Annotated in this window: 24 protein-coding genes and 1 pseudogene; 11 read left to right on the forward strand and 14 right to left on the reverse strand. The window is 68.3% G+C overall.

Annotation, left to right across the window (positions count from 1 at the left end; genetic code table 11):
* Positions 1-64 precede the first annotated feature (64 nt).
* Positions 65-952, reverse strand: coding sequence for a DMT family transporter (locus tag ACV22V_RS09545; RefSeq protein WP_448013650.1), 888 nt, complete (start codon positions 950-952; stop codon positions 65-67).
* A 126-nt stretch (positions 953-1078) separates the two neighbouring features.
* On the opposite strand from ACV22V_RS09545, the gene ACV22V_RS09550 reads away from it, so the two are divergent.
* Entirely contained in the window at positions 1079-2536 is a 1458-nt protein-coding gene (locus ACV22V_RS09550; RefSeq protein WP_059699115.1) for an aminotransferase-like domain-containing protein, read from the forward strand.
* A gap of 42 nt (positions 2537-2578) precedes the next feature.
* Here ACV22V_RS09550 and ACV22V_RS09555 read toward each other — a convergent pair whose 3' ends face one another.
* On the reverse strand, positions 2579-4012 hold the full coding sequence (locus ACV22V_RS09555) for a nicotinate phosphoribosyltransferase (protein WP_448013651.1): 1434 nt from the start codon (positions 4010-4012) through the stop codon (positions 2579-2581).
* Positions 4013-4086: 74 nt separating this feature from the next.
* Positions 4087-5127, reverse strand: coding sequence for a bifunctional nicotinamide-nucleotide adenylyltransferase/Nudix hydroxylase (locus ACV22V_RS09560; protein WP_059526842.1), 1041 nt, complete (start codon positions 5125-5127; stop codon positions 4087-4089).
* Between the two features lie 185 nt (positions 5128-5312).
* On the opposite strand from ACV22V_RS09560, the gene ACV22V_RS09565 reads away from it, so the two are divergent.
* A complete protein-coding gene (locus tag ACV22V_RS09565; protein ID WP_059692120.1) occupies positions 5313-5765 on the forward strand; it encodes a type II toxin-antitoxin system RatA family toxin in 453 nt (150 codons plus the stop codon).
* 18 nt (positions 5766-5783) lie between these two features.
* On the opposite strand, the gene ACV22V_RS09570 is transcribed toward ACV22V_RS09565, so the two are convergent.
* Positions 5784-6380 (reverse strand): DJ-1/PfpI family protein, encoded by a 597-nt coding sequence (locus tag ACV22V_RS09570; RefSeq protein ID WP_448013652.1) that lies wholly within the window; start codon positions 6378-6380, stop codon positions 5784-5786.
* 244 nt (positions 6381-6624) lie between these two features.
* Between ACV22V_RS09570 and ACV22V_RS09575 the strand changes: the two genes are divergently transcribed.
* The 3 genes from ACV22V_RS09575 (at position 6625) to ACV22V_RS09585 (ending at position 8446) form a co-directional block, all read left to right on the forward strand.
* Positions 6625-7386: an N-acetylmuramoyl-L-alanine amidase family protein gene (locus ACV22V_RS09575; RefSeq protein WP_448013653.1), complete on the forward strand. Its 762-nt coding sequence runs from the start codon at positions 6625-6627 to the stop codon at positions 7384-7386.
* Positions 7387-7437: 51 nt separating this feature from the next.
* Complete coding sequence (locus tag ACV22V_RS09580; RefSeq protein ID WP_059692116.1) at positions 7438-7827, forward strand: lysozyme inhibitor LprI family protein; 390 nt, start codon at positions 7438-7440, stop codon at positions 7825-7827.
* A 103-nt stretch (positions 7828-7930) separates the two neighbouring features.
* A complete protein-coding gene (locus ACV22V_RS09585; protein ID WP_448013654.1) occupies positions 7931-8446 on the forward strand; it encodes an N-acetyltransferase family protein in 516 nt (171 codons plus the stop codon).
* A 66-nt stretch (positions 8447-8512) separates the two neighbouring features.
* On the opposite strand, the gene ACV22V_RS09590 is transcribed toward ACV22V_RS09585, so the two are convergent.
* The 3 genes from ACV22V_RS09590 to ACV22V_RS09600 all read right to left on the reverse strand — a co-directional run bounded on the left by ACV22V_RS09590 (position 8513) and on the right by ACV22V_RS09600 (position 11870).
* Positions 8513-9859 carry a glutamine synthetase family protein gene (locus tag ACV22V_RS09590; RefSeq protein WP_059699131.1) on the reverse strand — a complete coding sequence of 449 codons (1347 nt, stop codon included), beginning with the start codon at positions 9857-9859 and terminating at the stop codon, positions 8513-8515.
* A 147-nt stretch (positions 9860-10006) separates the two neighbouring features.
* Complete coding sequence (locus ACV22V_RS09595) at positions 10007-10564, reverse strand: helix-turn-helix domain-containing protein (protein WP_059526860.1); 558 nt, start codon at positions 10562-10564, stop codon at positions 10007-10009.
* A gap of 16 nt (positions 10565-10580) precedes the next feature.
* On the reverse strand, positions 10581-11870 hold the full coding sequence (locus tag ACV22V_RS09600; RefSeq protein WP_448013655.1) for an NAD(P)/FAD-dependent oxidoreductase: 1290 nt from the start codon (positions 11868-11870) through the stop codon (positions 10581-10583).
* Between the two features lie 183 nt (positions 11871-12053).
* Between ACV22V_RS09600 and ACV22V_RS09605 the strand changes: the two are divergent.
* Both ACV22V_RS09605 and ACV22V_RS09610 read left to right on the forward strand, forming a co-directional pair.
* Positions 12054-12320 (forward strand): annotated as a pseudogene (locus tag ACV22V_RS09605) (DUF488 family protein); the annotation flags it as partial.
* A 215-nt stretch (positions 12321-12535) separates the two neighbouring features.
* On the forward strand, positions 12536-13273 hold the full coding sequence (locus ACV22V_RS09610; protein WP_448013656.1) for a sulfite exporter TauE/SafE family protein: 738 nt from the start codon (positions 12536-12538) through the stop codon (positions 13271-13273).
* A 157-nt stretch (positions 13274-13430) separates the two neighbouring features.
* Here ACV22V_RS09610 and ACV22V_RS09615 read toward each other — a convergent pair whose 3' ends face one another.
* The 4 genes from ACV22V_RS09615 to ACV22V_RS09630 all read right to left on the reverse strand — a co-directional run bounded on the left by ACV22V_RS09615 (position 13431) and on the right by ACV22V_RS09630 (position 17309).
* A complete protein-coding gene (locus tag ACV22V_RS09615) occupies positions 13431-14009 on the reverse strand; it encodes an NnrU family protein (protein ID WP_448013657.1) in 579 nt (192 codons plus the stop codon).
* Between the two features lie 256 nt (positions 14010-14265).
* A complete protein-coding gene (locus ACV22V_RS09620) occupies positions 14266-14673 on the reverse strand; it encodes a TfoX/Sxy family protein (RefSeq protein ID WP_059447108.1) in 408 nt (135 codons plus the stop codon).
* The gene (locus ACV22V_RS09625) at positions 14670-15779 is read right to left on the reverse strand and encodes a malate/lactate/ureidoglycolate dehydrogenase (protein ID WP_448013658.1); all 1110 of its coding nucleotides are present in this window, start codon (positions 15777-15779) and stop codon (positions 14670-14672) included. Before ACV22V_RS09625 ends, ACV22V_RS09620 begins: the two co-directional genes overlap by 4 nt.
* A 75-nt stretch (positions 15780-15854) precedes the next feature.
* Positions 15855-17309 carry a M20 family metallopeptidase gene (locus ACV22V_RS09630; protein ID WP_059699136.1) on the reverse strand — a complete coding sequence of 485 codons (1455 nt, stop codon included), beginning with the start codon at positions 17307-17309 and terminating at the stop codon, positions 15855-15857.
* A 608-nt stretch (positions 17310-17917) separates the two neighbouring features.
* Here ACV22V_RS09630 and adiC point away from each other — a divergent pair.
* Complete coding sequence (gene adiC / locus ACV22V_RS09635; protein ID WP_448013659.1) at positions 17918-19444, forward strand: arginine/agmatine antiporter; 1527 nt, start codon at positions 17918-17920, stop codon at positions 19442-19444.
* Positions 19445-19447: 3 nt separating this feature from the next.
* Complete coding sequence (locus ACV22V_RS09640) at positions 19448-21787, forward strand: Orn/Lys/Arg family decarboxylase (RefSeq protein ID WP_448013660.1); 2340 nt, start codon at positions 19448-19450, stop codon at positions 21785-21787.
* Positions 21788-21853: 66 nt separating this feature from the next.
* Here ACV22V_RS09640 and ACV22V_RS09645 read toward each other — a convergent pair whose 3' ends face one another.
* A complete protein-coding gene (locus ACV22V_RS09645) occupies positions 21854-22579 on the reverse strand; it encodes a hypothetical protein (protein WP_448013661.1) in 726 nt (241 codons plus the stop codon).
* A 172-nt stretch (positions 22580-22751) separates the two neighbouring features.
* Positions 22752-23726 carry a transcriptional regulator FtrA gene (ftrA, locus tag ACV22V_RS09650; RefSeq protein WP_448013662.1) on the reverse strand — a complete coding sequence of 325 codons (975 nt, stop codon included), beginning with the start codon at positions 23724-23726 and terminating at the stop codon, positions 22752-22754.
* A gap of 111 nt (positions 23727-23837) precedes the next feature.
* Here ftrA and ACV22V_RS09655 point away from each other — a divergent pair, with 111 nt between their 5' ends.
* Both ACV22V_RS09655 and ACV22V_RS09660 read left to right on the forward strand, forming a co-directional pair.
* Positions 23838-24257: a rhodanese-like domain-containing protein gene (locus tag ACV22V_RS09655; RefSeq protein WP_448013663.1), complete on the forward strand. Its 420-nt coding sequence runs from the start codon at positions 23838-23840 to the stop codon at positions 24255-24257.
* A gap of 90 nt (positions 24258-24347) precedes the next feature.
* Complete coding sequence (locus tag ACV22V_RS09660; protein WP_059526895.1) at positions 24348-24674, forward strand: superinfection immunity protein; 327 nt, start codon at positions 24348-24350, stop codon at positions 24672-24674.
* 18 nt (positions 24675-24692) lie between these two features.
* Here the strand turns inward: ACV22V_RS09660 and ACV22V_RS09665 are convergent, their stop codons facing one another.
* The gene (locus ACV22V_RS09665; RefSeq protein ID WP_448013664.1) at positions 24693-25859 is read right to left on the reverse strand and encodes a cytochrome P450; all 1167 of its coding nucleotides are present in this window, start codon (positions 25857-25859) and stop codon (positions 24693-24695) included.
* Positions 25860-25959: the final 100 nt, after the last annotated feature.

Genomic DNA, 25959 nt, shown 5'->3' on the forward strand with positions numbered 1-25959 from the left:
CCACGCGTGCGCGACGGCGAACGGGCGGCACCCGTCACGTCGTCGCGCGACCGCGGTGCGTGAATCAGCTCGCGCGCCGCACGGGCGCCATCTTCGAGAAGTACTTCGCACCCGCGACGCAGCCGACGACCACGACCGTCACCGCGAGCATCGACGGCGGCACCGTCTCGTGCAGCAGCCCGGCCGCGAGCAGGAAACCGAAGAACGGCTGCAGCAACTGAAGCTGGCCGACGCCCGCGATCCCGCCGAGCGCCAAGCCGCGATACCAGAACACGAAGCCGATCAGCATGCTGAACAGCGACACGTACGCGAGCCCCCACAGCGCGGCGGCGTCGACGCCGTCGAACGTCGCGGGCCACGTGAACCACGCGAGCGGCAGCATCACCGGCAGCGACAGCACGAGCGCCCACGAGATTACCTGCCAGCCCCCGAGCTGACGCGACAGGCGCGCGCCCTCCGCATAGCCGAGCCCGCACGCGACGATCGCGGCCAGCATCAGCGCATCGCCCGCCACCGACGCGCTTCCGCCGTTGCGCAGCGCGAACGCGGCCACCGCACCGCTGCCGACCAGCGAGAAGATCCAGAACGGCAGCCGCGGCCGTTCGCCGCCCCGCCAGACGCCGAACAGCGCGGTCGCGAGCGGCAGCAGCCCGACGAACACGATCGCATGCGCGGACGTCACGTGCTTGAGCGCCAGCGCCGTCAGCAACGGAAAACCGACCACGACCCCGAGCGCGACGACGACGAGCGACGCGGTCTCGGCACGCGTCGGCCGCTTCTGCTTCAGCCCGGCGAGCAGGATCAGGCCGAGCACGCCGGCGATCGTCGCGCGCGCGAACGTGAGGAACAGCGGGTCGAGCCCCTGCACCGCGACGCGCGTCGCGGGCAGCGAGCCACTGAAGATGATCACGCCCAGCAGGCCGCTGAGCCATCCGTCGGTCGTCTTTTGCACGGGAAATCCTGATCGGAACAAGGTGGATGACCGATGATCCGCCGCCCGTGAAAAGCGCGTAAGCTACAGCCCAATACAATCCGGACAAACTGTACTGGACAACCGACCGTACAGTTCCCTCTCGCCATGAGCCGTTCCGTGCAAGCCCCTGCTCCGCCCGCGCCGTCGCGCACGCGCGTGGAAACCGTGATGGACACGCTGCGTGCAAGGATCGCGAGCCGCGCGCTGATGCCCGGCGCGCGCGTGCCGTCGATCCGGATGATGGCCGACGCATTGCACGTGTCGAAGTCGACCGTCGTCGACGCGTACGAGCGGCTCGCGAGCGAAGGCGTGCTCGTCGCGCGGCGCGGCTCCGGCTTCTACGTGTCGGGCCACGCGCCGCCGCTCGCGCTCGCCGAACTCGGCCCGCGCCTCGATCGAGAACTCGATCCGCTGTGGCTGTCGCGTCAGGCGCTCGAGGCGGCGCCGAACTCGGTGAAGCCCGGCTGCGGCTGGCTGCCGTCGTCGTGGCTGCCGGACGAGAGCCTGCGACGTGCGCTGCGCGCAGCGTCGCGCGACGAACCCGACGCGCTGACCGACTACGCGACGCCGCTCGGGCTGCCCGCGTTGCGCCAGCAGCTGGCGTGGCGGCTCGCGCAGCACGGCGTCCATGCGGAGCCCACGCAGATCATGCTGACCGACGGCGGCACGCACGCGCTCGATCTCGTGTGCCGGCTGCTGCTGGAGCCCGGCGACACCGTCGTGCTCGACGATCCGTGCTACTTCAACTTCCAGGCGCTGCTGCGCGCGCATCGCGCGCGGATCGTCAGCGTGCCGTTCACGCCCAACGGCCCCGATCTCGCACGCTTCGAGCAGGTGCTCGCCGAGCATCGGCCGCGTCTGTACATCACCAACGCGGCGCTGCACAACCCGACCGGCGCGACGCTCGCGCCGCCGGTCGCGCACCGGCTGCTGACGCTGGCGGCCGAGCACGGCTTGCTGATCGTCGAGGACGACATCTTCGCGGATTTCGAGAGCACGCCCGCGCCGCGCCTTGCGGCATTCGACGGGCTGTCGCGCGTCGTGTCGATCGGCAGCTTCTCGAAGACGCTTTCGGCCGCGATCCGTTGCGGCTATGTCGCCGCGCGCCCCGAATGGATCGACGCGCTCGTCGACCTGAAGCTCGCAACGTCGTTCGGCAACGCGCAGATCGGCGCGAACGTCGTGCACCGGCTGCTGGTCGACGGCACCTACCGGCGCCATCTCGACGGCCTGCGTGCGCAGCTGGCCGATGCGATGGGCGAAACGATCCGGCGGCTCGCGCGCGCCGGGCTCGGGATCTGGACCGAACCGCGCGGCGGCCTGTTCGTCTGGGCGGAACTGCCCGACGGGCTCGATGCCGCGCGCGTGGCGCGTCATGCACTCGACCACGATGTGGTGCTCGCGCCCGGCAACGTGTTCAGCGCGTCGCACGGCGCGACGTCGTTCATGCGCTTCAACGTGTCGCGCTGCAAGGGGCCGGCGGTGTTCGATGCGCTGGCGCGGGCGATGGACGCGACGCGTGCGGCGGAACGCAGCGACCGCACACTGGCCGGCGACCGATGACCATCGAAGGCGGCGGGACGCACGAACGCCCCGCCACCACCGTCACACTTCCGCCGCGTGCGCCCTCGCCCGCACCTCCGCGAACGTCGTATCGGCCAGCATTCTCCCCGTATCGAACACCGTTTCGAGCGCATCGTCCCACTCGCCTTCCAGCGCGCGATCGTCCCACGCGACCGGCAGCGTCACCGTCCGGTATTCTCCCGTGCGCGGATTGCGCAGCAACGTGAGGCGCCCCCTCTTCGAGCGCTTGCCCGGATCGGTGACCGGATCCTTGCTCACGTCGCACCACACGCCGTCGCGCCGGATCGCCGAGCACTTCATCGCGAAGCGCTGCGTATCGCGATTGACTTGCTGCAGCAGCGCACCGCCCATCCCGAACACGACGTTGCCGGCCGCATAGCCCGCGTCGTCGAGCGCGGCGAGAATCGCGTCGATCGACAGCTCGTCGACGCCGTCGCCCTGGATCACGCGCACGTGGTTCAGCACGCGCCGACCCTTGCCGTTCAAGGTCGAACCGAACGATGCGTCGAGCGCGCGCACGGTCTGCAGCACGATCGCCACGGGGTCGCCCGAATCGGGACGCACGACCAGCGTCGCGCCCGAATCGATCACGGCTTGCCGAAGCGCGCCGCCCCACATCTCGAGCGCGGCGAACAGATCGTAGGAGTCCGACACGACCGATACGATCGCGCCGGGCAGACCGAAGCGAGCGATCATGTTTCGATACGCATCGGCTTCGTGCTCACGCCCCCACGACGTGATCGTGCTGTGCTCGGCCGCCGGCACCGAATACGCGGCCATCGGCTCGCGATAGAAGCGGTTCGCGGCCAGCACGCCGAGCACCGTGTCCGAACCCATGAAGCTCACGAGATGCGCCGCGCCGCCGATCGCGGCCGATTCCGCGCTCGATACGCCGCGCGCGCCGAAGTCGTGCAGCTTGAACGGCAACTGCGCGAGATCGTCGTCGGTCTTCTCGAGAAAGCGGCGGATCGTCTGCCGCAGATGCCAGCTGCGCGTCGCGACCGTCACCGGGTACCACACGCGCAGCAGCATCGTCTCCAGATACGACGCGAGCCAGAACACCTTCGGGTCGTCGCATTCGACGGTCATCAGCACGTTGTGCACCGGCACGATCGAACCTTCGGGCACCGCGCGAATCTTCACGGGCAGGTAACCGTCGTAGTGTTCGACGATATGGCGCCAGCCGTCCTCGTTGAACGGCTCGCCATGCACCGCGAAGAAATCGCGGGCGTCGTCGATCATCGCGTGCGTGACGGGCCGGCACAGATATTCCTTCAGCAGCATCTGCAAGCCGAAGAACAGCGTGCGGTCGTAGCGGCCGCCGCGCGACTCGACGTACGAGAACATCGCCTGCGCGTCGGGCGGATATTGCAGGAAGTGGGAAGCCTTGTACGAATCCGTGTTGAGGATCGGATTGGCGAGAACCGCGGCAAGGCCGCCGGGATCGTTTTGCATGGCTAGAGCTCCTCTAGGCCGTTGAAGTGCCGCCGCGTCTGTCGCGGCGGACCGGAATCCGGGGAATCAGCGCGTCACAGCTTCCCCAGGAAGTGATACGCGATCTCGAAGTGATCCTCGAACATCACGTTGCGCATCTGCGCGAATTCGTTGAGCGGCACCCAGCGCGCCTTGTCGGCGTCGTCGCTGCCCTTCACGCGCGGCAACTCGCCGGTCGGGAAGTTGAACAGGCACGCGTGCGTGATCGTGCGGCCGCGCAGCGAGCGGGCCGGATGATCGAACACCTGGCGATCCTTGATCGAGCCGCGCAGCACGGGCTCCGGCAGCTTCAGGCCGGTTTCCTCGCGCAATTCGCGGATGCACGCCGCGTCGAGCCGTTCGTCCTGGTTCACGAAGCCGCCCGGCAACGCCCACAGGCCGCGACCCGGTTCGCTGCGCCGGCGCACGAGCAGGATATGGCCGGAGTGCACGACCACCGCATCGACCGTCACGAACGTGACCGGATACGGTGCGGCCGACCAAGCCTTGCGATACGCGGCGATGAATTCGGCTTCGGCCTTCAACTGCGCGAATTGCGGCTGCGTGCGGAAATGTTCGAGCCAGCCGAACACGGGTTCCGGCACGGCCCATTGCACGAAGCTGTTGGTTCGTTCGGCGAAATACTGGTCGCGAATTTCGGTGGCGGAAATGTCTTCGGTCGCATCGACGTCGACCAGCTCCCATTGCGGGAACATCCGCAGGTAATACGACGTGGCGTCCTTTTCGTGGCCGATCAGCCCGACCTTGCGCTGCGCGACGTCGCCGAGCGCGGCGGCCACGGCATCCTGCACCCAGCGCACCCAGTCGCCGTCGTTGTACGTCGAATCCTGCACGGGCGCGACCGTCACGCGATCGCGCTCGGACGGCTCGAGCAGCGAAGCCAGCATCTGGCAGCGCTCGTCGAACGAAAACGGATCCTTGATGGTGCGGGGCTTGTCGGTCGACCCGATCAGCACGCACACGCGCTCGGCCCGGCTCAGTGCCGACTTCAGCACGTTCAGATGACCACGATGCGGGGGCTGGAAACGACCAATGAAAACGAGCGCGTCGAAGCGCCGGTTCTGTTGCGTACTCATGAGGCTCCCTCAAGAGATTGAAACGCTTCGGGTCTTTCCCGAAGGCATGGAATCGATCGTAGGGGAATTCCCGGAGAAGGTCAATCGAGCACGCGCTCGACTTGACGAAGTCTGACGAAACGCGCGGCGCCGGCGCGGTACACTCGATTTCATCCCAATCCGCGCCGTGGCGCCCGCCATCCATCATGAGGATCTCAGTCAGCCGGATCGTCGGCGTCGATCGCAGACGCCTCTTCACGTGGTCGCAGGACTACGCGCGGCGGCTCGTGTGGGACAGCTTCCTCGCCGACGCGTATCTGCTCGACGGGATGACGGCCGACGTCGGCGTCGACGCGTTCTGCCGCAGCCAGTCCGGCGCGACGATGGTGTCGCGCTACATCTCGTACCGTCCGCCGCAGGTCGCGGCCATCGAAATGGTCGACGGGCCGAAAGTGCTCGAACGCTTCAGCGGCAGCTGGAATTTCACGGAACGCACGCCGGGCACGACCGAAGTGAAGTTCACGTACCAGTTCCGCGCGCAGCCGTCCTGGCTGCGCTGGCTGCTCGAACCGCTGATCGGCGCGTTCTATCTCGTGCACACGCGCCGGCGTCTCGATTCGTTCAAGCGCTGGGCCGAAGCCGAAGCGTTGCCGCACTGACGCGCGACGCCGCGCGCATCAGAGGAACGGCGAAATGTTCGCGATCGCGCGCGAGACGTAATCGTCCTTCTCGCCCACCGGCGCGACATAGTGAATCGCACTGCGCGCGGCCTCGATGCCGGCCAAACGCGCGATGAACCACGCGGCCAGATACTGCGACGACAGGCACCCGCCGGCGGTCGCGACGTTCCCGCTGGCCACGAACGGCTGGTCGAGCACGGCCACGCCGGCTTCCTGCACCCACGGCTTCGTGGTCAGGTCGGTACACGCGGGGACATCGCCGAGCCATCCCAGTTTCGCCAGCACGAGCGTGCCCGAGCACTGCGCGCCGAGCAACTGCCGCGCGGGGTCGAACTGCAATTGCGCCATCAACCCGGCATCGGCGACGACGTCGCGGGTCCGCACGCCGCTGCCCACCAGCACGGCGTCGGCGTCGCGGGCGTCCTGCAGCGACGCTTGCGCGTCGATCGTCACGCCGTTCATCGAGCGCACGCGGGCGGTCGGGCTCGCGATCGAAACCCGCCAGTCCGGCTGCTTGACCCGGTTGAGAATACCGAGCGCGATCAGCGAATCGAGTTCGTTGAAACCGTCGAAGGTCAGGATGGCGATGTGCATGGGGGCTCTGCGCGGGGACGTAGTACCGCCCGATCATAAGCCGTTCGCGAAATCGGTGCAGCGCGTCGTCGAATGCGCGACCGTCGCTGTCGGCCCGGTCGCTCACGCGACGCCGTGCGGCAGCGGTCATTTCGTCATTGCGGCGCCGCCGGCAACCGCTATAATCGCGCGACATTCCGACTGCATTGAGCAGGCCGACGGTGCGCGCCATACGACGCGCCGCATGCCCTCCTCGACAACAACAATGACAAACCGAACCGTTCGACGCCTTCGCCCGTTCGTGCGCGCCGCCGCGCGCCTGCTCGCGTGCGCGCCGCTGCTGGGCGTGCCGCCGGCGCTGCATGCGGCCGATGCCGCAAGCCCGGATGGGCAGCCGGCCTCCGGCCGCTACGTCGTCGTCGATACCGGCCATACGCCGGCCCACCCGGGCGCCACCGGCGCCAGCGGCCGCGTCGAATACCGATACAACCTCGACCTGTCCACCGCCGTCGCGGAGAAACTCGCCGCGCACGGCGATCGCGTACTGCGCACGTCGGCCGACGGCCGCGAGATCGCGCTCGACCAGCGCGCGACACAGGCCCCCGACGCGAACCTGTTCGTGTCGATCCATCACGATTCGATGCAGCAGCAGTTCATCGATGCGGGTCGGCAACGCGAATTCCGCGGTTTCGCCGTGTTCGTGTCGGAGCGCAATCCGCACTACGCGGAAAGCCTGCGTTGCGCGAAGGCGATCGCCGAGCGGCTGATCGCGGCCGGCGAACGGCCGTCGCTGTATCACGCGCAGCCGATCAAGGGCGAGAACCGTCCGCTGATCGATTCGCAACTCGGCATCCACCGCTTCGACGATCTCGTCGTGCTGCGCACCGCGCCGATTCCGGCCGTGCTGGTCGAGGCCGGCGTGATCGTCAATCCCGACGAGGAAAAACGGCTCGCGCAGCGCGAGACGATCCAGCGCCTCGCCACCGCGATCGCGGGCGGGATCGACACGTGTACGGCGGCCAGGTAAAGGTAACGCCCGTTGGTTTTCAACGGATTTCACCCAGTGAGGAGGAGTGCCATGAAAAAGAAGAATCTGCTCGTATCCTGCGCGTTGCTTGCGCTCGCCGTTCCGTTCGCCGCGCATGCGGCCGGCTGCGGCAAACCGCGCAGCGCGTTCGACCAGGTGTACTGCAGCAGCAACGAGTTCTCGCAGCTCGACCGCGAGCTGAACGACGAGTACGGCCGCGTGCGCAAGCAGTTGAGCGGCGACCAGCAGGCGAAGCTGAAGACGGGCCAGCTCGCGTGGATGAAGCAGCGCGACGACCGCTGCAGCGAAACGCGCGACGACGGCTACCTCGTGAACCTGCAATGCGCGATCGATGCGACGCAATCCCGCCTGTCGTTCCTGCGCGAACGCGAGCGCGAGTGCGCGAGCACGGGGTGCGTGACGGCGAAGCTCGGGGAGTAAGGGCTGACCGGGTGCCGTGCCGTGAGTCGATTCGCGGCGCGGTACCTTCTTTTGTGCACCATTCGTCATTCGGCAATCCGCTGGCACATCGATCACATCGAACATGACGACGATCGACATCCGCACCGCAACGTCCGTCGATGCACCGGCCATCGCCGACATCCACGTCGCATCGTGGCGCGCCACCTACCCTGGCATCGTGCCTGCCTCGTATCTCGCCGGTCTGTCAGTCGAACAGCGCACCACCGTCTGGCGCGCGGTGCTCGACGCCGAACAGTCACGCGTCGCGCTCGCGTTCACGGAAGGCGAGCTCCGGGGCTGGATCAACTATGGTCCGACGCGCGACACCGACAAGGATTCCACCTGGGGCGAAATCGGCGCGATCTATCTGCATCCGTCGCATTGCGGCCGGGGAATCGGGGCCGCGCTGGTCGCCCATGCGCGCCGATCACTGCACGACGCGGGGCATCGGTGGGTATCGCTGTGGGTGCTCGTCGAAAATCGTCGGGCGAAGGCATTCTACGAACGCGAAGGTTTCGTCGCCGAGCGCGACGCCAAGACGTTCGAGATCGACGGTGTGCCGATCGAAGAGATCCGCTATTGGCGTGCGCTTCCCTAGCCACGCCCTCGGTTCATTTCCCGTCGGGTTTGCCGCCGCCCCACGGCGAAGTCACGCGTCGCGCCGTCACAGAAACCACCGATACTCCCGCGCCCCGATCTCGTTGCGAAAATCCAGCTCCTCCTGACGCTTGTTCTCGCAATACACCATCACGAATTCACTGCCGAGCCCTTCACGCACGGCCGCGTGATCCTGCATCGCCGCGACGGCGGAGAGCATCTCCTTCGGAAAATCGATCCCGCTGCCGCGATCGTCGTTGAGCGGCGCGATCGGCTCGATCCGCGCGTCGAGCCCGTGCTCCATCCCGCTGAGGATCGCCGCGAGCACGAGGTACGGATTCGCGTCCGCGCTCGCGAGCCGATGCTCGATCCGCAGATTGCGCGCATCCGATTCCGGAATCCGGATGCACGCATCGCGATCCTCGAAGCCCCAGCTGGCACGGCTCGCCGCGTTCACCATCGACCCATAGCGCCGGAACGCATTGTGATTCGGCGCGAACACCGGCATGCAGTGCGGCAGCAGCTCGAGGCACCCGGCCACCGCATGCCGCAGCGGCCTCTGCCCGTCCGCGGCGAGCAGGTTGCGGCCCGCGTCGTCGTACAGGCTCACGTGCACGTGCATCCCGCTGCCCGGCGCATGCAGATACGGCTTGCCCATGAAGCTCGCGCGATAGCCGTGCCGCAACGCGACGCCGCGCGTGCTGCGACAGAACAGCGCCGACCAGTCGGCCGCGCGCAACGCGTCGTCGGTGTGTCCGAAGTTGATCTCGAACTGGCCGGGCCCGAGCTCGGCCGTGATCACGGTCGCGTCGACGCCCTGCTCGCACGCGGCCTCGACCATCTCGTGCAGCACGTCGGAAAACCGCGACAGGCGTTCGATGTGCATGTTCGGCTGGTCGTCGCGGTCGTCGCTCAAGCGATCGCGCGGATACTGCGGCATCCCGTCCGCGAGCTGCGCGGCGAACAGATAGAACTCGAGCTCGAACGCGACGACCGGCCGGATGCCGCGTGCCGCGAACCGCCGCAGCACGCGCGCCAGCACCTCGCGCGGCTCGAACTCGATCGGCGCATCCGTGCCGTCGGAGCTGATCAGCATCTGCGCGAGCGGCTGCCGCTCCCAGCGCACCGGCTTCAGCGTGCCGGGAATCAGGCGACGCGGCGCATCCGGGTCGCCGTCGTTGAAGCAGTAGTCGCCGATCTTGTAGAGACCGCCCTGCGTGCCGAGCAGCACGCAGTTCTGCGGCAGCTTCAGCAGCGAACCCGATGCGACCTTCTCGAGCGCATCGATCGGATAGCGCTTGCCGTAGAAATGGCCCGGCAGGTCGAGACAGATCAGGTCGACATAACGGATCTCGGGATGCGCCTGCCGGAATGCGCGGATTTCATCGACCAGCACGGGAACGACGTCAGCCATGTCTCACCCTTTCCATGTCTTGTATGACGGTGCCGCGGCGCGGCGAACCGGACTCATCGGCATGCGGCACGTCACATGCCCGCTATCGCTCAGTACTGCAAACCGGCAGCACGGCGCGACGCCCCGTCGCGCCGCCGTCCGACCACCTCAGGTGAACACCCAGATCACGCGTGCCGGCACATCGCTCAGGTTCGCGTAACGAAACCGCTTGTGCGCGGGAAGCTGAAATGCGTCGTTCGGGCCGAGCGTGACGGGCGTGTCGTCGCCGTCGATCCAGATCGTCAGCTCGCCTTCGAGCACGAAGCCGCCCTGCTCGTCGCTGTCGTCGACGGAGCGCTCGCCGCTGCTCGCGCCGGGCGCGAGATGGCTCTCCAGGATCGAGAAGCGCGAACGCATGTTCGGCGACACGAGGATGTCCGTGATGCCGGCCGCGTAATACACGGTGCGCCGCTCGTCGGGCCGCGTGACCCACGGCACGCTGCGCGGTTTGCTGAGGCTGTAGAAATACGTGGTCGGCACGCCGAGCGCCTCGCCGATCGCGGTGAGATCTGCGACCGTCGGACGCGACAGCCCGCGCTCGACCTGCGACAGAAAGCCGACGGAGCGGCCGATCCGTTCCGCGAGATCGTTGAGCGTGACCTTGCGATGCTTGCGCAGATCGCGGATCAGGATCGCCAGACTTTCTATCTCTTCCTGTTCGTTCATGATGGATTCCGGTGCGTCAGACGGTATCGCGCAAACGGTACCAGGCCTTGCCGATCGCTTCCAGCGGCGCGGCGAGACGATCGCCGCCGGGGAAGCGCGGGTTGCGGATGCGCTGATACTGCGCGAGCAGGCGATCGTCACCGAGCACGGCATCGGCGACCGCGCGCGCGCCGGCAAGCGTCGGCAACACGCCGTGCCCCGAGAAGCCCTGCAGCCAGAAGCGCTGGCCGCGACGGCCGATGTCCGGCGTGCGTCGCATGCTGATGTCGATGTGGCCGCCCCACGCGTAGTCGAGCGGTACGCCGGCCAGTTGCGGGAACACGCGTTCGAGGTGCGGGCGCGTCGCGGCCGCGATGTCGGCCGGAATCCCGCCGAGATACGTGCAGCCGCCGCCGAACAGCAGGCGGTTGTCGGGGCTCAGGCGGAAGTAGTCGGGCACGAACTGGTTGTCGATCACGCAACTGTTCCGCGGCAGCAGCGAGCGTGCGACGTCCGGCGCGAGCGGCGCGGTCGCGACCTGGTAGGTGCCGACGGGCAGCAACCGGCGCGACAGTTCGCGATCGAGCCGGTCGACATACGCATTGCACGCGAGCACCAGTACGTCCGCGCGCACTTCGCCGTGCGCGGTGCGGGCAACGTGACCGCCCGCGGTCTCGCGACAGTCGAGCACGCGGCTTTGCTCGAAGATGCGGCCGCCGGCCCGTTCGATCGTCTGCGCGAGACCGAGTGCGAGCTTCAGCGGATTCAGATGGCCGGCCTCGGGATCGTGGAGCGCGGCAAGATAGCGCGCGCTGCCGATCCACTCGGGCATCTCGTCCGGCCCGATCACGCGCAGCCGGTCGTAGCCCCAGCGCTGCGCGGCCTCGTCGCGGGCCTGCGCGAGCATCGCGACGCGACGCGGCCGCACCGCGGCCCACAGGCTGCCGGGCCGGTAGTCGATGTCGAAGCCGTGCCGCGCGGGCAGTTCCCGCACTTCGGCCGCGGCCCAGCGCATGCTGTCCCACAGCACGCGCGCGCCGTCGCGGCCGAGCGAATCCTCGAGCGGCTGCATGTCGCACGACCAGCCGAGCAGCGCCTGCCCGCCGTTGCGGCCCGATGCGGCCCACGCGACGCGGCTCGCCTCGAGCACGACCACGCGCTTGCCCGCAAGCGCGAGGCGCAACGCCGTGTGCAGCCCGCTGAAGCCCGCGCCGACGACCAGCACGTCGGCGTCGACGCGTTCGTCCAGTTCGGGCCGCCGCGGAATCGGCGCCGGGTAAGTGCCGGCGTAGTAGCTTGCGACGTGACGGTCGGACTGCACGAACATGCGGACTCCCGTGAAATTCTCGCCAGATAATTTCATGAAAAATTAGCACGGCAATTTCACGAGAGCAAGCGGGAGAATGAGGGCGCGCGTCGTCGGATAAATGAAAGCCTCGCCGGGTGCCGGCATGGTGCTTGCGCCTGTCGTCCACACTTTTCCATGCGCGGCCGGCACCAAAGATGCGTAGGCAACGACCGGCTGATCGCGCAAGGGCACCGGCAGCGCTGCGCGATCATGTGTTCGGAAGCCGTGTGGTGGCGCTGTCATCGGCGCATCGTGTCCGACTACCTGATCGCGCGCGGCGAGACGGTGCTGCACATCATGGGCCCGAATCGCGTGGAGCCCGCGCACCTCACGACCGGCGCGGTGATCCGGGACGACGGAACGATCGTCTACCCGGACGTCGAAGGCGATGCGCCAGCAGACGAAGCCGACGCGCAGCCGAACGCGTGACGCGACAGCGACGCGCGAACGCGATGCCGTGACGGCATGAAAGCGCGATGGCGCGTCATGCCCGATGCAACATCCACGTCGATCGGCCGTGCCCGCTGCGCACCCGATACGCGGCCCGCGCGCCCCGCTTTGCGCCGCGGCGATCCTGCATTACCATCGAGCGTCCATCACACGCACGCACCCGCGCGCCCCGCCACTTCCGCACTCCCGCATCAATGCTCGTCCTCATCATCATCGCCGGCCTGTGGGCCGGCCTGCAGAACGCCCTCGCGGGCGGCGGCTCATTCGTCACGCTGCCCGCGCTGATCGTATCGGGGATGTCGCCGCTCGCGGCGAACATCACGTCGACGGTCGCGCTGTTCCCCGGCCAGGTCACGACGGGCTGGGCGAGCCGGAACATGGTGCGCGGCGCGGGCAAGCTGCCCTTTCGCGCGCTGTTCGCGATCAGCGTGGTCGGCGGCGCGCTCGGCGGCCTGCTGCTGCTGAAAACCCCGTCGTCGATCTTCTCGCACCTCGTGCCGTGGCTCGTGCTGTTCGCGACGGTCGTGTTCGCATGGGGCAGTTTCTTCCGCAAGCCCGGCGCCGGCACGCAGCATATCGGCCCCGTCACCGCCGCGATCTCGCAATTCCTGATCGCGATCTACGGCGGCTACTTCGGCGGAGGCATCGGATTCCTGATGATGGCCGCGCTGACGATGGCGGGCCTGTCGCCGCGTCACGCGATGTCGACGAAGAATGCGCTCGCGGGCGTGATGAACGCGTCGGCGGTCGTGCTGTTCCTGACCTCGCCGCACCTGCACTGGCGCGAGGCCCTCGCGCTCGGCGGCGGCGCGATCGTCGGCGGCCTGCTCGGTGCGTGGGCGCTGCACCGCGTGAACGAACGCGTGCTGCGGATCGCGATCGTCTGCATCGGCGCCGCGCTGACCGTCGGGCTGTTCGCCAAGCCGATCTGACGCACGCGCGCCGTCGGCCGCGACGCATGCGCAATCGACGGGCAAGCGTCCGTGCGGCGAGCGACGGCGGAGTAACGCGCCCACTTCGATGTCGCGGGCGCTTCGGGGCGGCTTGCGCGCCCCGCGCTTCAATGCCCGCAGGCGTGTGCGTTCAACTTCAACCGAACGGCCGCACGCCGATCAGCGGGCCATGCAGGAACAGCGCGAAGACGGCCCATACGACGAGCCCGGCGACGAGCGTCACGGCATCGCCCGACAGCCTGCCGGCCGGATAGCGGACGCCGTCGCGGCGATCGCGCGCGCGCCACACGACGAAATCGACCAGCGACCACACGAAGAATGCGCCGAACAGCACGACCGCATGCAGCGTGCCGTTCGCGAGCAGGTGCGCGACCGCCCACACCATCACGCCGGCCACCATCGGATGGCCGACGAGCGTCTTGATGCGGTTGCGCGGCACGTAGGCCGCGGCGATCAGCACGAATGCGATCGCGGTCAGCATGCCGGTGAGATGGCGAACGCCGACGGGGGACACCCACAGCAGCGTCCCGCCCTGGCGCGCGACGCCGTAACCCCAGATGATCAGCACGAAACCGACGATCGACGCGAGCGCATAAGGGCCCTTCCAGCGTTTCTCGCCGATCCGCTCAATGGTCGCGGATCGCCAGCCGTCCGCGACGATCCGAATCGAATGCACACCGAGGAAGATCGCTAAACCGAGAATCAGGACGAGCATCGGCTATCTCCGTCTGGAACGATGAGTGGGGAATCATTCGCGCGGCTTTCGATGCGCCGTTCGCGAGGCCGGCGGCGAGACCGGCTCGGGGTCGCGCCGGGCACGAACGCGATCGCGCCGATCATAAACGCCGGGGCCGCCGTTGTGAAGCAGCCGGAACATACGGTGCGTCAAACCCGGCGCTTGCGCGCACCCGCGGTGGATCGAAAGAAAGGAAGGAAAAGGAAATGCGCCGCCGTACGCCCGGTGCCCGGCGCTACGTGCGCTTGCGCGTCGTTTCCGGTTTCGGCGCCGGCTTCGACTTCGGCCGCGCCTTGCGCTTCGGCGCCCCCGCCAGCAGCGCCGCGCGATACGCGCCGCGACACCAGTCGAACAGCGCGCCCGCGTCCTCGAGCACGTCGGCCGGCGTTTCGTAATAGCCCTCGAGCGCAACGGTGCGCGTGGGACGCTCGTACGAGAACGGCCCCATCCCCGCCGCAACGAACGCGGGGCGGTTCACGTCGTCGACGCGCAAAAACAGCGACCCGCGCGACATGAAGCCGAACATCACGCCGTCGAGCCGCATCGCGGCGCCGCTGAAGAACCGCACGACCTGTACGTTGCCGAGCGGCGCGAGCCGATACGCGATCTCCTCGCCGTGCGCCTTCTCCGATTGCCAACTCATGCGGGCTCCGTGCAGCGCTGCGTCCACATGTCGAGTTCCGCGTCGTCGAAACCGACGGCCACCGCGCTCTCGCGGATCTGCCGCCACGTCGCACGATCGACCGGAATGCCGTCCGCGCCACGCGCGGCGCGGCTCGCTTCCTCCGGCTCGCCGGGCATCCGCACCGGCGCATCGCCCGCCTGCGGCGACGCCTTCGCCCATTCGACGAACGCATCGGCTTCGCGCTCCGCGTCGGCCGCGTCGAACGCGTTCGGATCGATCAGCACCGACAGCATCCCGTTGACGATCGCGCTCGTCTTCTGCAGCGTGCCGCCGTAGGTCGTATGCCCGCCGACCAGCGCGCCGCCAAAGATCTCGCACATCGCCGCCAGCGCATAACCCTTGTGCAGTCCGAACGGCAGCAGCGAGCCGAACGGCTGCTCGTGCATGACGGCCGGATCGTCGGTCGGCTGGCCGCGATGATCGATCAGCGACCCGGCCGGCACGCGCTTGCGCTGGTTGTATGCCACCCGCGTCTTGCCGTACGCGATCGCGCTCGTCGCGAAATCGAGCAGCAGCGGCGGCCGGCCCGCGCGCGGATACGCGGCGCAGAACGGATTCGTGCCGAAACGCGGATCGGTGCCGTGCAGCGGCGCGACGAGCAGGTCGCCCGGCACGTTGACGAAATGGAACGACACGAGCCCCGAGCGCGCGCACTGCTCGGCCCAGTGCCCGATGCGGCCGAGGTGATGGACGTCGCGCAGCCCGAGCGCGCAGATGCCCATGCGTCGCGCGCGCTCGATCCCTTCGACCATCGCCTCGAACGCGATCACCTGGCCGAAGCCGCGCCCGCCGTCGATCGTGAGCACCGCGCCGCCGTCGCGGACGATCGACGCGTGCCCGTTCAACTGCAACTGCCCCTCCCGCCACGACGCCACGTAGTTCGGGATCGTCCCGATCCCGTGCGAATCGTGACCCGCCAGATTCGCGGCGACCAGATGATCGGCAACGAGCCGTGCCTCGCGCTCGCTGCTGCCGGCCCGCTCCCAAAGTGCCGCGACGAATGCATGCAGCGGTTCGGCGCGCATGCGCAGCGGGTCGGTATCGGAGGTCGGCAGCGCGGTCATCGGCAAGGCTCCGTGAGGTCGGGGTGAATCCGGTGGAATCCGGTTGAATCCGTTCGGGTCGGGCAGCGCGAACGCTCAGCGCGCGGACGCGATCACGTCCGCCACCGCGGCGGTCAGCTTCTTCGCGTACGGCACGTGCAGGAACTCGTTCGGGCCGTGCGCATTCGACTTCGGCCCGAGCACGCCGCACACCATGAACTGCGCGGACGGGAAGCCGGCCTGCAGCACGTTCATCAGCGGGATCGTACCGCCGAGGCCCATGTACGCGCAGTCCGCGCCGAAGTGGCGGCGCGACGCGGCGTCGAGCGACGACGCGAGCCACGGCGCGAGATCCGGCGCGCTCCAGCCGGTCGCGGCGCCTGCGTCCGGCTTGAACGTGACCTTCGCGTTGTACGGCGGATCGAGTTCGAGCAGGTCCTTCAGCTGCTGCACGGCCTGTGCGGCATCGACCAGCGGCGGCAGGCGCAGCGACAGCTTGAACGCGGTGCGCGGACGCAGCACGTTGCCCGCGTCGGCGAGCGCCGGCAGGCCGGCCGCGCCCGTCACCGACAGCGACGGACGCCATGTCGAATTCAGCAGCGCCTCGCGCGGATCGGTCGTGGTCGGCAGCACCGGCTTGCCGTCCGCGCCGCATGCCCACGGCAGCCCCTTCCACACGGCGTCGCCGAGGATCGCGGCGGCCGCGTCGGCTTCGCGCACGCGGCTGTCGGGAATCTCGCAATGAAACACGCCGGGCAGCAGGTTGCCGTTCTTCGCATCTTCCAGGCGCTCGAACAGCTGGCGCATCACGCGGAAGCTCGACGGCGCGATGCCGCCGAAGACGCCGGAGTGAACGCCTTCCTCGAGCACCTCGACCTGCAGGTCGCCGGACACCAGCCCGCGCAGCGACGTCGTGAGCCACATCTGGTCGTAGTTGCCGGCGCCCGAATCGAGGCACACGACGAGCGACACCTGGCCGAGCCGGTCGCGCAGCGCGTCGACGTACGGCAGCAGGTCGTAGCTGCCCGACTCCTCGCAGGTCTCGATCAGGCCGACGCAGCGCGGCCGTTCGACGCCCTGCTCGTCGAGCGCGCCGAGCGCCGCGAGGCTCGCGTAGATCGCGTAGCCGTCGTCCGCGCCGCCGCGGCCGTACAGCTTGCCGTTCTCGAACTTCGGCGTCCACGGGCCGAGGTCCGCGCGCCAGCCGTCGAATTCGGGCTGCTTGTCGAGGTGGCCGTACAGCAGGATCGTGTCGGTGCTGCCCGAGCGTGTCGCGGGCGTTTCGAAGAAGATCACCGGCGTGCGGCCGGGCAAACGCACGATCTCGAGCTTCAGGCCTTTGACCGGCTGGCGTTCGGCCCACTGCGCGGCATCGGTGACGACCCGCTCGAGATAGCCGCGCTTCGCCCAGTCGGGGTCGAATGCGGGGCTCTTGGCGGGGATCGCGATGTAGTCGGTCAGTGCGTGAAGAATTTCATCGTTCCACTTGCGCTCGACGAAGGTGACGAGCTTGTCATGGTCGAGGACGGGGGTAGTGTCGACGGAGGTCATGGTGGGGTGCCTGGATAGGGCTGACGAAACACCGGATGATACGCCGATGCCCCCGCTCCCGGGAGCGCTTTCCGTGGCCGTATTCAGGGCCCGTTCCCGCAGCGCTTCACGCGCGCCGAACGCGACTTCGACCGTGATGCCGCGGCCGTCGGCAATTGCACCGATGCATCGTCATCGGCATCACCGTTCGGTAGAAACAATCACTGGCGCCGGCAAACGCGCATTTCAAGCGCTCGATAATAACCGACTAATTCAATCAGGGTTTCCCGAGTCATTCAGCCCATGAATTGAATTAACCAGTTCGGCAAAAAATCGATTATCCGTTCCATTTTCGAGATACTGCACCGTCACCCGCGAACACGACCCGGACTGGCCCAGGTCCGCCGCCCTGCCGCATACGCCCCCATCCGTTCGCACCATGACATTTCATCTTCTTCAATGATGACGATCAATATTCAAGATATTAAATTGCATCGTTTACTCTTATTGAAACTCGATTAAGAGATAAGATGCTGTCGTTCAATAAAGCGACGGACCATTCCGGATTCGTCGACACGGCGCCGGGCCGCGCCACCTCAACTGCATCACGATCATTCAAGGAGCCTCGCATGTCCGATGCCAGCTCGTCTTCCTCCCGTTCCACCGCCGCGCCAGCCGCGACCACCGCGCCGAAAATCGGCGTCATCCCCGCCACGCTGATGGTCGCGGGCAACATGATGGGCTCCGGCGTCTTCATGCTGCCCGCGAACCTCGCCGCCACCGGCGGCATCGCGATCTTCGGCTGGCTGATCACCGTCGTCGGCGCCGTGTCGCTCGCGCTGGTGTTCGCGAAGCTCGCGGCGATCGACCCGGCCGCCGGCGGCCCGTATGCATACGCGCGCAAGTCGTTCGGCCCGTACATCGGCTACCAGACCAACCTGATCTACTGGCTCGCGAACGTGCTCGGCAACGTCGGCCTCGCGGTCGCCGGCCTCGGCTATCTCACGCACTTCTTCCCGATGCTGCGCGACCCGCTGGTATTCGCGCTCGCGCAGATCTTCGTGATCTGGCTGTTCACCTACGCGAACATTCTCGGGCCGAACGTGGTCGGCCGCGTGCAGTCGGTCACGACGATCTTCGCGCTCGTGCCGATCCTCGGGATGGCCGTGTTCGGCTGGTTCTGGTTCAGCAAGGACGTGTACTTCGCCGGCTGGAACGTGTCGGGCGCGAGCAGCGTCGGCGCGATCGGCGCGACGCTGAACTTCACGCTGTGGGCGTTCATCGGCGTCGAGAGCGCGTCGGTGTCGGCCGGTGTCGTCGAAAACCCGTCGCGCAACGTGCCGATCGCGACCGTCGGCGGCGTCGTGCTCGCGGCCGTCTGCTACATGCTCAGCTCGACTGTGATCATGGGGATGATCCCGAACAAGGCGCTGCTCGCATCGAGCGCGCCGTTCGCGGATGCCGCGCGCCTCGCGCTCGGCGACACCGCCGCGAACGCGGTCGCGATCTGCGCGGCGCTCGGCTGCCTCGGCTCGCTCGCGGGCTGGACGCTGCTGGTCGGCCAGACCGCGAAGGCCGCGGCCGACGACGGCCTGTTCGCCGGCGTGTTCGCCCGCGTCAACTCGAAGAACGTGCCGTCGGCCGGCCTCGCGATCGTCGCGGTCATCATGTCGGTGCAGGTGCTCGCGACGATGTCGCCGAGCGCGAGCGAGCAGTTCGGCAAGATCGCGTCGATCGCCGTGATCATGACGCTCCTGCCGTACATCTACTCGTGCATCGCGATCAAGGTGCTCGGCTACGGCAAGATGCCGTCGCACCAGTTCACCTTCTACACGATCGTCGGCCTGATCGGTGCCGTCTACGCGCTGTGGGCGATGGTCGGCTCCGACGGCCAGCAGACGCGCTGGTCGCTGATCTTCGTGATCGCGACGATCGTGTTCTACGAGCTGTCGATCAACCGTCAGCGCGAAATCGAGGAAACCCATATCCATCCGGGCGGCCGCTCGCCGCGCTGGGTGCGCTACCTCGCGCTCGGCGTCACCATCGTCGCGCTCGTCGCGACCTTCTGGATCTCCGTGGGCCGACACACGGCCGACATCCTTCACGCACGCTCGCCGGCCGCGGGCGTCCAGGCAACCCAGCAAACGGGGGAATAACCCATGACCGCTTCCTTGACCCAACCGGCGTTCCGCCGCCTCGGCATGAAGGCGCTGCTCGTGCAGCACGACATCGACGAACGCACGGCGACCGGACGCGCGGCCACCGCGCTCGTCGAAGAATTGCGCACGCGGCTCGTCGACGTCGTCATCGCGACCTCCGCCGAAGACGCGCGCGCGGTGGTCGACGCCGATCCCGCGATCCAGTGCCTGCTGCTCAACTGGGAACTCGGCAACGATCCCGCCCACGCGCCCGCGCAGGCCGTGCTCGACGCGATGCGCGCGCGCAATGCGACGGTGCCGGTGTTCCTGCTCGCGAGCCGCGCGAGCGCGGCCGCGATTCCCGTCGACGCGATGCGCAAGGCCGACGACTTCATCTGGATGCTGGAAGACACCACCGCGTTCATCGGCGGGCGGATCGTCGCCGCGATCGAACGCTACCGCGAAACCGTGCTGCCGCCGATGTTCCGCGCGCTCGCGCAGTTCTCGCGCGTGTACGAATACTCGTGGCACACGCCGGGCCACACGGGCGGCACCGCGTTCCTGAAATCGCCGGTCGGCCGCGCGTACTTCGAATTCTTCGGCGAGGCGCTGTTCCGCTCGGACCTGTCGATCTCGGTCGGCGAACTCGGCTCGCTGCTCGACCACTCCGGTCCGATCGGCGAAAGCGAACGCTACGCGGCGCGCGTGTTCGGCGCGCACCGCACGTATCACGTGACCAACGGCTCGTCGATGTCGAACCGCGTGATCCTGATGGCGAGCGTCACGCGCAACCAGGTCGCGCTGTGCGACCGCAACTGCCACAAGTCGGCCGAGCACGCGATGACGATGTCCGGCGCGATTCCGACTTACCTGATCCCGTCACGCAACCATTACGGGATCATCGGGCCGATCATGCCGGAACGGCTCACGGCCGCCGCCGTGCGCCTCGCGATCGACGCGAACCCGCTGGTGCGCGGGCGCGACGGCATCGATCCGACGCCCGTGCATGCGCTGATCACGAACTCGACGTACGACGGCCTCTGCTACAACGTCGCGCGCGTCGAGGAACTGCTCGGCCAGAGCGTCGACCGATTGCATTTCGACGAAGCATGGTACGGCTATGCGCGCTTCAACCCGATCTACCGCGATCGTCACGCGATGCACGGCGATCCGGCGCAGCACGACGCCAGCAAGCCGACCGTGTTCGCGACGCAGTCGACGCACAAGCTGCTCGCCGCGCTGTCGCAGGCGTCGTTCATCCACGTCCGCGACGGCCGCAATCCGATCGAGCATGCACGCTTCAACGAGGCATACATGATGCATGCGTCGACGTCGCCGAACTACGCGATCATCGCGTCGAACGACGTGAGCGCCGCGATGATGGACGGCCCCGGCGGCGAGGCGCTGACGACCGACGCGATCCGCGAGGCCGTGTCGTTCCGCCGGATGCTCGCGCGCCTGCATGCGGAATGCGAGGAGAACGACGACTGGTTCTTCAACGGCTGGCAGCCGGACACCGTGGTCGACCGCAAGACGGGCCGGCGCGTGCCGTTCCATGAAGCGGACGAAACGCTGCTCGCCACCGATCCGTCGTGCTGGGTGCTGCATCCGGGCGAGACGTGGCACGGCTTCGGCGAGATCGAGGACGACTACTGCATGCTCGATCCGATCAAGGTGTCGATCGTCACGCCTGGCGTCGCACCGCACGGCGGGCTGATGCCGGTCGGCATTCCGGCGTCGGTCGTCACCGCGTATCTGGACCGGCACGGGATCGTCGTCGAGAAGACGACCGACTTCACGATCCTGTTCCTGTTCTCGCTCGGCGTGACGAAGGGCAAGTGGGGCACGCTCGTCAACACGCTGCTCGACTTCAAGCGCGACTACGACGCGAACGCGCCGCTCGAACAGGCGCTGCCGGAACTCGTCGCGCGCTATCCGGACCGCTACGGCAAGCTCGGCCTGCGCGAACTGTGCGACCTGATGTTCAGCGCGATGAGCGACCTGAAGACGACCGAGATGATGTCGCGCGGCTTCTCGACGCTGCCGCAGCCCGACTTCAGCCCGGCCGAGGCGTTCGAACATCTCGTGCACAACGACATCGAGATGCTGGAGCTGTCGGAGATGGAAGGCCGCACCGTCGCGACCGGCGTCGTGCCCTATCCGCCCGGCATTCCGCTGCTGATGCCCGGCGAGAACGCGGGGCCGGCCGACGGCCCGCTGCTCGGCTACCTGAAGGCGCTCGAGCAGTACGACCTGCGCTTCCCCGGCTTCACGCACGACACGCATGGCGTCGAAGTCGAGGACGGCGTGTACCGGATCGCGTGCATCAAGGAAACCGCGCGCGACGCCAACACGCGCTGAGCATGCGCGCCGCGACGCCGCGCCGGCAGAATGCGGCCGGCGTCGCGATGCGTGACGACCCGCCGGTCATGCCGGCAACCGGCCGACCCACGCGGCAAGCTGCGCTTCGCCTTCTTCGTCGAGCTTGCCCTTCAGTTCTCCGTACCAAGGTGCGATCGCGTCGGCCGGCTGCGTGGCCTTCAGGATCTCGAAACTGTTCTCGAGGAACGACGCAAAGAACGGAATGCCGCGCATGTAGAGGAAGGTCGAATCGGTGATGCGCACGTGGCCGTATACGTCGCGCACCCACGCGAGATGCGGCAGCGCCTCGCGCAAGTGGCCGCTTTGCATCAGCGCGGAAATGAAGTTCACGCGCGCGGCGACGTCGGACTGCTCGCGCGTGTCGTGATTGACCTCGGCGGCCTTCTGCATCCACGCTTCGCCGCGCTCCACTTCGTCGCACATCGCCGAGGTCGTCGCGAGCTGAACCGCGTTGTGCGCGCTCGGCTCGCGGTCGAACAGCGCGAGCCAGTACGGAAACGCTTCACGGTAACGCTTCATCGCCGAATACGACAGCGCGCACAGGCGCGCCGCATCGGCCAGCCGCTCCGCATGCGGCGCGGCGGCCGCGATCGCGGCTTCGTGCCGGCCGGCCTGGAATGCCTTCAACGCGGACGCGAGCTCCGGCGCGATGTCGGGGCCGTTCTGATCGTTCGCGCCTTCGGATGCGTCCGGTGCGTCGTTCGCGGACGGCGCGGGCGTCGCCGCTTCATCACGCGGTTTCTTTCCGAACAGCTTTCCCAGCAGGCCCATGGCGATTGTCCTTGTCGTTGTGATGGATGAATGGCGGCGGGTCGCAGCGGCGCAGGAAGCGCGGCGCGCGTGAACCGGATCGCCGCACGGCGACCGCCATCTTACGCGCGCTCGAAGTCGGCGGGAAATGAACGACGACCGGGCGCCGCCGTGGCGAAGGAAGACGCGACGCTCACGCGTCCGTGGGCCTCACGCCGCGATCCATCCCGCGCCGGTATGCGGCAGGACTCGTCGCCGCGACGCGCCGGAAATGTCGTCGCAACGACTCCTCGGAACCGAACCCCGCGCGCGCGGCAATCTGCGCGAGCGACAACCCGGGATGCGCTTCGAGCATGTCCTTCGCGACGTTCACGCGCTCGCGGATCAGCCACGCGAGCGGCGACATCCCCGTCGCGTCCGCGAACTGCCGCTGCAGCGTGCGCGTGCTCATCGCCGCCTGCGCGGCCAGCGACGCGAGCGTGTGCGGCTCGGCCGCATGCGCGCGCATCCAGTCGATCAGCTTCGCGAGGCGGTCGCTGCCGCCCGGTGCGACCGGTCGCGGCACGAACTGCGCCTGGCCGCCGTCGCGATGCGGCGGCAGCACGAGGCGCTGCGCGACGCGGTTCGCGATCGCGCCGCCGTGGTCGCGGCGCACGAGATGCAGCAGCATGTCGAGCCCCGCCGCCGAGCCGGCTGACGTGACGATCTGCCCTTCGTCGACGTACAGCGCGTCGGGATTCACGCGCAGCGCCGGATAGCGCGCCTGCAGGCGCTCGGCGTAGCGCCAGTGCGTCGTGACGGTGAGCCCGTCGAGCACGCCGGCCGCCGCGAGCACGAACACGCCCGAGCAGATCGAACAGAGCCGCGCGCCACGGCGATGCGCGGCGCGCAGCTTCTTCAGCAGCGGTTCCGGCGGTAGCTCGTCCGGATCGCGCCAGCCGGGAATCACGATGGTGTCCGCGCGATCGAGCATCGCGAGCCGGTACGGCGCGGCGACCGTGATGCCGCCCGCCGCGCGCACGGGGCCCGGCTCGCTCGCGCAGACCGCGAAGCGATACCAGTCGACGCCGAGTTCCGGGCGTTCGAGCGCGAACAGTTCGACCACGCAGCCGAATTCGAAGGTGCAGAGGCGATCGTAGGCGAGCGCGACGACGAGATGATTGTGCATGGCGCGATGTTACCGGAACTTGTCGATCGCGCCACTGCCGCGATGGCCGCCGAACCGCGATACTGCCCTTCATCCCGGCGCATTCCGCGCCGCCCTTCAGGAGCGCCTTTCATGTCTTACGTCACCGACGTCCCCGCCGCCGACAGCGCCGCCGCCCTCGCGCACTTCGAAGCGTCGCTGCGCTTCGAGACCGATTGCTGGGACGTGCACGACGCGCTCGCGTCCGGCGCGCCCGATTTCGTGCTGCTCGACGTCCGGGGTCCCGAGCAGTTTGCCGCCGGCCACGTGCCCGGCGCGCGCAACCTGCCGCACCGCAAGGTCGTCGCCGGCAAGCTCGCCGACCATCCGGCCGACACGCTGTTCGTCGTCTACTGCGCCGGCCCGCACTGCAACGGCGCCGCGCGCGCGGCGATCCGGCTCGCGCGCCTCGGCCGCCCGGTGAAGCTGATGATCGGCGGCGTCACGGGCTGGCTCGACGAAGGTTTCGCGTTGTGCAACGAAGCGCAGCCGGAGGATGTCGCGACGCGCTGATCGTCATTAAAAACGCAACAATCAATTGCCGGCACGCGAACGGAAAAAGCGCGACAATCGGCGACATTGCAGTTCGGATGGAGCAGCAACATGGAACACGCAGTCCCGATTCAGATGGCCGGCTCGGTCGCGGCGATCGCGCTCTATTTTCTTCCGGCCATCGTCGCCGACCGGCGCGCCCGGCACGACAAGCTGACGATCGCAATGTTCAACGCCCTGTTCGCGTGGACGGGCATCGGCTGGCTGATGACGCTCTACTGGGCATGCCAGCCGAACCCGCAAACCGACGTCGCGCAAACCATCCTCGCGAAGCGCCGCGGCATCAGCATGCGGACCTTCTCGGCCGGCCTCGTCGAACGCGTGCAGCGCCGCGTCGCCGCCCAGGAGCAATGGGCCGAGAAGCAAGGTTGCCGCTAGGCCGTCCCGCTGTCCTCTTTACCTCGCCGCTTCGAACTTCGGCATCCTGACGTTGGTCGAGGCCCGGTAGTCCCACACCAGCCTGTCGCGCGGCGCCTCACCGCCCGCGCGCAACCACGCCCCGAACGCCCCCGCCGTCACCGCCCGCGCGATCCGCTCGCCCGGGCAGCCGTGCGGCCCCGTGCCGAACCCGAAGTTCGGCCCCGGCGCGCGGCCCGGCAACAATCGGTTCGGCTCGCGATGCACGGCCGGATCGCGGTTCGCCGCCGCGAGCACGACCAGGATGGCCGCACCGGCATCGACGGTCACGCCTTCGATCGTCGTGCGCGACGCGACGAAGCGGCGCGTGTTCTGCACTGGCGCATCGAAGCGACCGACCTCGGCGACGAATGCGTCGAGCGTCGCGGCATCCGGCAGCGTGCGTTCGGCGCCGGTTGCGTCCCACGCGACCAGCACATTGCCGAGCCACGCGGCCGTCGCCTCGCACGTCTGCGACAGCAACCCGACGAGATTCGCGACGAGCGCGCCGCTTGCGTGCCAGCCCGCGGCACCGGCCGCCTGCTGAATCGCCGCGACCCATGAGCCGTCCTGCGCGCGTGTGCGCGCGACGCGCTCCGTCATCCGGTCGAGCAGCTGCCGCGCGGCCTCGCTCGCGCGGGCCAGCGCCGCATCGTCCGACAGCGGCGACAGCGCGGCGACGAAGTCGACGACCAGCGCAGCGATATCGTCGAGTTGCGCATCGTCGAAGCCGAGCAGATCGGCGACCGCGCAAACGGGCACCGTCAGGCACCACGCATTCAGTGCATCGGCGTCATGCGGTGCGCGCAGCCGGCGGCCGGCAAGTTGCGCGGCCCGCTCGCGCAACGCGTCGACGTCGATCGGCGCGAACGCCGCGCGCAGCGCCTGCTTCGGCACGTCGTGCCGCAATGCGCCGTCGTTCATGCGCACCAGGTCGCCGAACAGCGCGCCCGCCGTCGTCCCGCGCAACGCGGGCGGCACCGGCGCATCGAGCGGCCTGACGCGGCACGCCGGGTGACCGAGCACGGCCGTCACGCTCGCCGCCCGGCTCGCGACCCACAGGCCGAGCGAGGCGTCGAACGCGAGCGGTGGCCCGTCGACGAGCGTCGAGTAGTACGGATAGGGATCGCGGTACGTGACCGCGGCAATCGGATTGGTCGGGTTCATGCGTGCAGTATCGGCGCGTCGGGCCGCCGCATGTTTCGGGTTGACGTGAAATGTCGCGGATGTCGCGGATGTCGCGGATGTCGCGGTCGCGCCCGCGCCT

It is taken from the genome of Burkholderia sp. AW33-5 (genome assembly GCF_053427615.1).

Coding starts and splice junctions, on each gene's coding strand:
- ACV22V_RS09550 (WP_059699115.1), top strand. CDS start 1,079: ATGAGCCGTTCCGTGCAAGCCCCTGCTCCGCCCGCGCCGTCGCGCACG.
- ACV22V_RS09555 (WP_448013651.1), bottom strand. CDS start 4,012: ATGCAAAACGATCCCGGCGGCCTTGCCGCGGTTCTCGCCAATCCGATC.
- ACV22V_RS09560 (WP_059526842.1), bottom strand. CDS start 5,127: ATGAGTACGCAACAGAACCGGCGCTTCGACGCGCTCGTTTTCATTGGT.
- ACV22V_RS09565 (WP_059692120.1), top strand. CDS start 5,313: ATGAGGATCTCAGTCAGCCGGATCGTCGGCGTCGATCGCAGACGCCTC.
- ACV22V_RS09570 (WP_448013652.1), bottom strand. CDS start 6,380: ATGCACATCGCCATCCTGACCTTCGACGGTTTCAACGAACTCGATTCG.
- ACV22V_RS09575 (WP_448013653.1), top strand. CDS start 6,625: ATGACAAACCGAACCGTTCGACGCCTTCGCCCGTTCGTGCGCGCCGCC.
- ACV22V_RS09580 (WP_059692116.1), top strand. CDS start 7,438: ATGAAAAAGAAGAATCTGCTCGTATCCTGCGCGTTGCTTGCGCTCGCC.
- ACV22V_RS09585 (WP_448013654.1), top strand. CDS start 7,931: ATGACGACGATCGACATCCGCACCGCAACGTCCGTCGATGCACCGGCC.
- ACV22V_RS09590 (WP_059699131.1), bottom strand. CDS start 9,859: ATGGCTGACGTCGTTCCCGTGCTGGTCGATGAAATCCGCGCATTCCGG.
- ACV22V_RS09595 (WP_059526860.1), bottom strand. CDS start 10,564: ATGAACGAACAGGAAGAGATAGAAAGTCTGGCGATCCTGATCCGCGAT.
- ACV22V_RS09600 (WP_448013655.1), bottom strand. CDS start 11,870: ATGTTCGTGCAGTCCGACCGTCACGTCGCAAGCTACTACGCCGGCACT.
- ACV22V_RS09610 (WP_448013656.1), top strand. CDS start 12,536: ATGCTCGTCCTCATCATCATCGCCGGCCTGTGGGCCGGCCTGCAGAAC.
- ACV22V_RS09615 (WP_448013657.1), bottom strand. CDS start 14,009: ATGCTCGTCCTGATTCTCGGTTTAGCGATCTTCCTCGGTGTGCATTCG.
- ACV22V_RS09620 (WP_059447108.1), bottom strand. CDS start 14,673: ATGAGTTGGCAATCGGAGAAGGCGCACGGCGAGGAGATCGCGTATCGG.
- ACV22V_RS09625 (WP_448013658.1), bottom strand. CDS start 15,779: ATGACCGCGCTGCCGACCTCCGATACCGACCCGCTGCGCATGCGCGCC.
- ACV22V_RS09630 (WP_059699136.1), bottom strand. CDS start 17,309: ATGACCTCCGTCGACACTACCCCCGTCCTCGACCATGACAAGCTCGTC.
- adiC (WP_448013659.1), top strand. CDS start 17,918: ATGTCCGATGCCAGCTCGTCTTCCTCCCGTTCCACCGCCGCGCCAGCC.
- ACV22V_RS09640 (WP_448013660.1), top strand. CDS start 19,448: ATGACCGCTTCCTTGACCCAACCGGCGTTCCGCCGCCTCGGCATGAAG.
- ACV22V_RS09645 (WP_448013661.1), bottom strand. CDS start 22,579: ATGGGCCTGCTGGGAAAGCTGTTCGGAAAGAAACCGCGTGATGAAGCG.
- ftrA (WP_448013662.1), bottom strand. CDS start 23,726: ATGCACAATCATCTCGTCGTCGCGCTCGCCTACGATCGCCTCTGCACC.
- ACV22V_RS09655 (WP_448013663.1), top strand. CDS start 23,838: ATGTCTTACGTCACCGACGTCCCCGCCGCCGACAGCGCCGCCGCCCTC.
- ACV22V_RS09660 (WP_059526895.1), top strand. CDS start 24,348: ATGGAACACGCAGTCCCGATTCAGATGGCCGGCTCGGTCGCGGCGATC.
- ACV22V_RS09665 (WP_448013664.1), bottom strand. CDS start 25,859: ATGAACCCGACCAATCCGATTGCCGCGGTCACGTACCGCGATCCCTAT.